Raw genomic sequence first — 6,567 nt, 5'->3', positions numbered from 1 at the left:
AAGATAATACCTTTAAGAGTGTTATAGGCGGTTGTCTCTCAATCAGGTAAAGGTTATTTTGGAATAAAAAATGCAATATGAATATAGATTTCAGAAGTTAAACCAATCAGCAAGGTTTTTTAACCGCCTTATTTCCATAAAATAAAGCTTTAGAATATGTGATATATAAAAGATCTCTTTCATAAATCAAAAATTAAGCTATTTGTTGTTGATTATTTGTACCGTAGAATTTTTAACATTCATGCATAATTTTTAGATGAAATACATCGACTCAAAACAGCTTTCTGAAACACAGCTTAAGCGATTACGAGCATCTCATGGTCAACGTTTTATTTAATGGTTGAGCAATTGCATAAGCATGTTCTAGCTAAAGGCAGACTACCCAAATTACGCCTGGAGGATCAGATTCTGCTTTGTCTAGGATACTAGGAGTAGTCCAGTCCATTAAAATAGGAGTCAAATCTATGATTTATGAAGTATCTGGAGATCTTTTACTCAGTGATGCACATGCTATTGCTCACGGTGTTGCCCCCAATGATAACTTCGCTACAGGTCTCGCTTTAAGTCTGCATGAGCACTGGCCGGCCTTGTATAAAGACTTCCGTAACTATTGCCATATTTATCATCCTAAGGCCGGAGAGCAATGGACATGGGGAATGCTGAAGGTCAACGTATCGTAAACTTGATGACACAAGAGGAAGCTTATGATAACGGTTCAAAACCCGGCAAGGCGTCTATCGAATATGTAAACCGTAGCCTAAAAAACTTAAAAGATTTAATCGAACAAGAGAAAATTGAAAGTCTGGCATTACCTCGCCTTGCCACAGGGGTTGGCAGTTTAGATTGGGAAGATGTACGCCCACTCATCTATAAACACTTAGAAGATTTAGATATGCCTATTTATATCTATACCTTGTACCAAAAAGGGGTAAAAGCGGATGAATCAGCTACTTAAGTGCTAAGCTGTGGTGCTGAAAGCTTTGTCTAGGCAAAGCTTTCTCGATTAAAGTCAAAATCAGAATTTCTGTAATCCTCATCTATTTTGAACAAAACAATAAGAAGAGTTGAAATGTTTAGGCTTAAGCTATGCTAAAAATCACTGTTTTCATACAGATGTGACATACGCTTCTGCTTTGTTTCTAAATAAGCTTTATTAAAATGATTTAAGCCTACCGTCAAGGGAACGCGGCTAAGCACATTCATTCCTAAATCAGTCAGTGCCTTGATTTTAAGTGGATTATTTGTAATCAACTGGACATCTTTAATTTGTAGGTAATCCAGCATAATGCTACACATGTCATACTGCCGGGCATCTGCAGGTAAGTTTAATAACAGATTGGCATCAAGCGTATCATGACCTTGATCTTGTAGTGCATATGCACGAATTTTGTTGGTCAATCCTATGCCACGACCTTCCTGACGTAGATACAAGATCACCCCTTGCCCTGCATCATTAATCATTTTCATGGTTGCATGTAATTGTGGACCACAATCACATTTTAATGAACCAAAAGCGTCCCCTGTGAGACACTCCGAATGCATTCTGACTAATACGGGTTTTACAGGAACCGTTTCTAATCCTTGAGCAAGAGCAATATGTTCTTCACCCGTTGTTTGATCTTGAAATGCTAGAATCTCAAAATTACCGAAAGCAGTCGGTAATTTAGATTTAGAAACAAATTGTATCGCCACTGATTCATCCAATTAAATTTTAAGAGTCAGTAAAAACACTGTTCATCAAAAAATAAAAGATCTGTCATATCAATTAAATTAAGATTGATTCAGTATTTTCGTATCTTCGAAATATTACATTTCAGTTCTGATCATAGTGATTTCAAAGTGAATTTTATGTGAAACCCTAAAACATTTTGATAACGTTTTTAAACAGCTCTAGACGACAAAGCAAAAACCAAGAATTGAATACTTTCATCCTTTAAAAGGAGGCGGGGCTTCACTTTTTTGCATATTGGTAAATAGTGTCCAGATCTTTCTGTATAGAACCTTAAACTATACCCGGTAGGACTTGATTCACCTTAACGAATATTTTTTCAGGATAGCCGACCTGATAAGACGGGAGATCATTTTGCATGAACTGATAAAGTTCTTTTGCTACAAACTCTGGTTTGTCTATTTTCACTCCTAGCTTAAGATTCATCCCCGTCTCGGTGGCACGTGGCGAGAAATATCTGAATTTAATGGGGGGCTTGCTGTATTCTCGTGCAATGCGCCACGTAAAGCAAACTTACTGGCACAATAGCTACCATAGCCCGGATAACCAATGCTGCCGAAAGTTGAACCCATATTAAGATCTGGTCAAAATTTCAACCTATCATATCCACATCTATACTTTAGTGATGAAGCTCAAGTCTCGCCATTTCGCTTAAACCCAGCAGGTGTAGCAATTTGCTACACCTTTTTTCTATTACTGACTCAGCATTTTTTTCAACAGGTTTTCCAGCTCCTGTAAGTTTTGATCATCAAATTCACTTATTTTTAATGATACTTTTAAAGTATTGTGATCAAACTTGATATTACCGGCGACTTTTCCATCATATTCAATTTTATGCACGATCGATGTTTTAATCGGTTGTTTGGTTTCTTTCGACTTTAGAATTTTTTCTGCCAATACTGCCAGTTTTGTTTGCTCTACTTCTTTTTTCAGTAATTTCGCCCAAGCTTCTAAAAGTGCTTTTTTAGCATTGCTGTAATTTGCTTCGTAATCCGAGAGAAATTTTTTGACAGCCGTGGCTGCGGTCCGCGCCAATAATGCCGGCTGTTGCTCTAAATCTGCAATCAGTTCTTTCGGTAATTTTTCGAAAGATAAATATTTATACATATCCTCACGGTTCATGCCTAAGGACTTTGCCAGTTTTTGCTTGTTCTTTTTTAATTTCTCATCCAGAGAACTCAAACCTACATAAATTTCATAATCGGTTAGGTCTTCGCGTTTTAAATTTTCAGCTAAAGTTAATAGTGCAACCTCTTCATCAGATGCATCGATGACAATCACTTCAATGGTGTTTTTATTGAGAATTTGATGCGCTTTCAAGCGTCGTTCACCAGCGATTAACTCATATTTGTCCTGTATCCGTCGGACTGCAATCGGTTGTAGCAAGCCAATTTCTTCAATCGATGCCGCCAAGTCTTCAATATCTTGTTGATTAAATATTTTTCGTGGCTGATTTGGACTAGGCTGAATATCTGTAATTTGTACATTACGACGCAGTTCTTTCACATCATTGACATGCTCTTGCTGAGCTTGTTGATGCTTTTGAGTATTTTGCTGAAGACGTTGTGCCAGCAATTCTTTTGTACTTACCATAATATTCTCAGAAGACTTTTATTCAACACGATGGATGATTTCTTTCGCTAAATCTTGAAAAGCTTTACGAACTTTAGAGTTTTTATCTACACTAAATAAGGGCTGTTGTAAAATTGCTGCCTGATTCACTTTAGTACTCATTGGAATGGTCGTTTTTAACAATTCACCGACCTGGCTTAAAGCTTCATCTCTAATCAATTTACACACGTTTTGACGTTCATCATGTTTAATCAACAAAGCGCCTAAAAGTTTTAACTCAGGATTAACCCGTCTTATTTTACTTAAATGGTTAATCAAGTCAGTTACACCATACAAACCATATTGAGAACCTGATTCAATCGGTACCATAACATGTGTAGATGCTGCCAATGCATTACTGGTGAGCAGTTTTAGGCTTGGAGGACAGTCAATCAAAATGAAGTCATATAATCCTTTTAATAACTCCAATTTATTAGATAATTCTTCAGATGGTCTTGGGGCATCATCTTTGAGTTGATCTTCAGTTTTACCTAAAGTGAGTGATCCATAAATTAAAGAAACGTTTTTGAAATTTGTTTCTTCTTCTAAAGCATCAGATAATAGGCTTAAATCACCTACCAATAATTCAGCAGACGTGGTTTCCACCTCACTTGGATGTCTTGATCCGATATGTAAACTTGCATTGGCCTGAGGATCTAAATCAATCACCAATACTTTATTACCCAAGTCGGCTAGCTCTGATGCTAGATGAACAACAGTGGTTGTCTTTCCGCAACCACCTTTATGATTTGCCACCGCAATTATTTTAGTTGACTTAATTGTCATAATAAACCTCACTTGAGTTCTTGTAATATAAAGAACTTTGTAGCAAGTTGCTACACCTTCTTTACTTTAGCTTGAAGTTATAATCTGAAGCTCGTTAAAAAACAAATATATTCTTTTTTTTATAAAATATAGCTAGCTAATTATAATTAGTATTAATTAATATAATTAGTTAATTATAATTAGAGCACTTTTTTATTTTTTAAAATCAATATCTTATGAATTTAAAAGTGGAAGGTTTGTCACCGAAAAGTGGAAGGTTTGTCACCGAAAAGTGGAAGGTTTGTCACTGAAAGGTGGAAGACTTGTCACTGAAAGGTGGAAGGTCTGTCACTGAAAGGTGGAAGACTTGTCACTATGGTGGAAAACTTGTCACTGGTTTTTAAAAAAAATTAAATATAAGTAATAAAATTATTTAAATTCAATATTTTAATCTGTTGATAAGTTGAAATATTTGACTTTAAAGGTGGAAAGCTTGTCATTTTGATATTTTTATTCTGTGGATAAGCTGTTTGTTGCTAATTTCATCAAGGATACTGTGCGTTTTCACTTCTGAGTCGGCTAAAAGTGGAAGCTTTGTCACTGTTAAAGTGTATTTTTTATTATACTTTCCACTTTATTGGGGTGCTTAGTGCATTTTTTCTCTTTTTATATGACTTAAAAATGTCTGACAAATATTAAAAGTGGAAGCTTTGTCACTAAATGGTGCATTTTTAATTTTATTTTCCACTCAATGTTTAAAAAGTGTTTTAAATGACAAAACACAGTGACAAGCTTTCCACCATTAGTTTTGGGTTTGATGGCTTCTTGACCAAGGATGGGTTTTGCCTGAGTTAAAATGGTGGATAATTTGCATGAGATTCCACTTTTGTGTATAACATGTAGAAAAGCACTTTTATTTTCCACTTATGAATAAGCTAAATGAAAAAGAAGAAATAGAATATTTACCGTACTGTATTGGGAATATTCGAAATAATGGCGTGGTCAGCACCAGCAACCGCCTGATTCGACCGATTGAATTATCATCCAATGAGTACAAAGCACTGCTTTATGCGATGGCGGTTGCGAATTACGGTGAAAAAAATAATCAAGATCGTGAAATTACCGAGCAAACCTATATTTATTTGCATAAAGATGATTTAGGCGAATTGTTGGGTTTGGATAAAAAGAATTCCATTAATGTCGCGATTGACCGGATCTATAAAGAACTGTCATCTCGGGTGGCCCATTTTGTGATTGAAGAACCTGTAGATGAAACCAAGCGCAAAATAAAAAAAGTTCATTCTGTGGTACCGATTATTCGAGAACTGCGTTGGGAAGATGATGCTAAAAATGCCTTGCAGATCCGTTTTACCAGTGAAGTGTTGCCTTATTTTACCCGTCTTGCAAGTGGCAATTTTACCACTTACCAATTAAAGGATTTATTTGCTTTAGACTCCGTGACCAGTATGAGTCTATATTCCTATTTTATTAAAAATGAGTTCAAGTACGCCAATCAAGATTCGTATGAGGTTGAACTGTCACTGGAAAATATAAAAGCATTAACCGACATTGGTGAGAAGAAATATGATCGTTGGGTCGATTTCAGACGTTATGTGCTGGATAAGATTGTTGAAGAAATTAATGAAAGAACCAGTCTGAAGCTAGAATATGACACCATCAAGAAAGGCCGGCCTGTTGTGGGAGTCCGGTTTAGAATTGTGAGTGGACATACTGAAACTGTTATCCTGCAAGCTAATGAAAAGACTCAAATCTACCTGGATGTAGATTTTGATGATAATGCCATCGTGAAAGAGCTGGGGGCGAAGTTCGATATGACAGTACGCTCCTGGTATATCTATGCCAATGATCCGAATTATAAACAGTTCAGCAAGTGGTTTAAGACTGAAGGCTGCTTAACCGATTCTCAGGCGAACGTGATTGTGAACGATATTATGTTTCAAATGGATTTTGCTGTGGCGGGTGCGTCCATGAATGATTTCAAGAGAGAGATGAAATATAAGCTCAAAAATGATCCTAACTTTGTTCAACAAAATCACGCGCGTTTGAATGAGATTTTTGGTAAAGAAATTATTTAAAAAGTGTAGCAACTTACTACAGGTTTTTTGGCGACACTTTAAATCATATTTTTGGATCATATATTATTTTCAGCGTGTAGCAACTTGCTACAAGTTTTAGCATGTGCCCCCATTTCAATTCAATAGTTGAAAAAATAAATCAAAGCGACAAAAGAGGTCATATAGGGTGAGAAACTTTGGATAATCAAGCTAAACTCTATCTATTGTTAAAAATTAAACTGATGGATTCTGTATGACCTAGGTATAACGGCAACAGCTACAAAAACAACTTTGGAATATTGCCAATACTTTACGCGGCACCATGGGGCAGATGAATTACGTGATTACATTCTGGGTTTTATTTTCTTTAAATATTTGTCGGAAAAG

Annotated in this window: 6 protein-coding genes and 1 pseudogene; 4 read left to right on the top strand and 3 right to left on the bottom strand. The window is 36.0% G+C overall.

Annotated features, from left to right (window positions below; translation table 11 throughout):
- The first annotated feature begins 464 nt into the window (after positions 1 to 464).
- Both WAE57_RS15610 and WAE57_RS15605 read left to right on the top strand, forming a co-directional pair.
- On the top strand, positions 465 to 680 hold the full coding sequence (locus WAE57_RS15610; protein ID WP_337711277.1) for a hypothetical protein: 216 nt from the start codon (positions 465 to 467) through the stop codon (positions 678 to 680).
- Complete coding sequence (locus tag WAE57_RS15605) at positions 650 to 955, top strand: macro domain-containing protein (RefSeq protein WP_337711276.1); 306 nt, start codon at positions 650 to 652, stop codon at positions 953 to 955. Before WAE57_RS15610 ends, WAE57_RS15605 begins: the two co-directional genes overlap by 31 nt.
- 134 nt (positions 956 to 1,089) lie before the next feature.
- Here the strand turns inward: WAE57_RS15605 and ribA are convergent, their stop codons facing one another.
- From ribA to WAE57_RS15590, 3 genes are all read right to left on the bottom strand, one after another.
- Positions 1,090 to 1,692: a GTP cyclohydrolase II gene (ribA, locus tag WAE57_RS15600; RefSeq protein ID WP_337711275.1), complete on the bottom strand. Its 603-nt coding sequence runs from the start codon at positions 1,690 to 1,692 to the stop codon at positions 1,090 to 1,092.
- 730 nt (positions 1,693 to 2,422) lie between these two features.
- Positions 2,423 to 3,322: a ParB/RepB/Spo0J family partition protein gene (locus WAE57_RS15595; protein ID WP_337711274.1), complete on the bottom strand. Its 900-nt coding sequence runs from the start codon at positions 3,320 to 3,322 to the stop codon at positions 2,423 to 2,425.
- Positions 3,323 to 3,340: 18 nt separating this feature from the next.
- Positions 3,341 to 4,126 carry a ParA family protein gene (locus WAE57_RS15590; protein ID WP_086176683.1) on the bottom strand — a complete coding sequence of 262 codons (786 nt, stop codon included), beginning with the start codon at positions 4,124 to 4,126 and terminating at the stop codon, positions 3,341 to 3,343.
- Positions 4,127 to 5,031: 905 nt separating this feature from the next.
- On the opposite strand from WAE57_RS15590, the gene WAE57_RS15585 reads away from it, so the two are divergent.
- Together WAE57_RS15585 and WAE57_RS15580 are read left to right on the top strand one after the other, a co-directional pair.
- Positions 5,032 to 6,201 carry a RepB family plasmid replication initiator protein gene (locus WAE57_RS15585; RefSeq protein WP_337711273.1) on the top strand — a complete coding sequence of 390 codons (1,170 nt, stop codon included), beginning with the start codon at positions 5,032 to 5,034 and terminating at the stop codon, positions 6,199 to 6,201.
- A gap of 277 nt (positions 6,202 to 6,478) precedes the next feature.
- Positions 6,479 to 6,567: pseudogene (locus WAE57_RS15580) on the top strand (type I restriction-modification system subunit M N-terminal domain-containing protein); the annotation flags it as partial.

Source organism: Acinetobacter sp. NS-4 (genome assembly GCF_037402435.1).
Taxonomy (GTDB): Bacteria; Pseudomonadota; Gammaproteobacteria; order Pseudomonadales; family Moraxellaceae; genus Acinetobacter.
This window is presented reverse-complemented; position numbering and strand designations above follow the sequence as displayed.

What these genes read in the sequence shown, in the direction of transcription:
- WAE57_RS15610 (WP_337711277.1), top strand. Translation starts at nt 465, where the DNA reads ATGATTTATGAAGTATCTGGAGATCTTTTACTCAGTGATGCACATGCT.
- WAE57_RS15605 (WP_337711276.1), top strand. Translation starts at nt 650, where the DNA reads ATGGGGAATGCTGAAGGTCAACGTATCGTAAACTTGATGACACAAGAG.
- WAE57_RS15595 (WP_337711274.1), bottom strand. Translation starts at nt 3,322, where the DNA reads ATGGTAAGTACAAAAGAATTGCTGGCACAACGTCTTCAGCAAAATACT.
- WAE57_RS15590 (WP_086176683.1), bottom strand. Translation starts at nt 4,126, where the DNA reads ATGACAATTAAGTCAACTAAAATAATTGCGGTGGCAAATCATAAAGGT.
- WAE57_RS15585 (WP_337711273.1), top strand. Translation starts at nt 5,032, where the DNA reads ATGAATAAGCTAAATGAAAAAGAAGAAATAGAATATTTACCGTACTGT.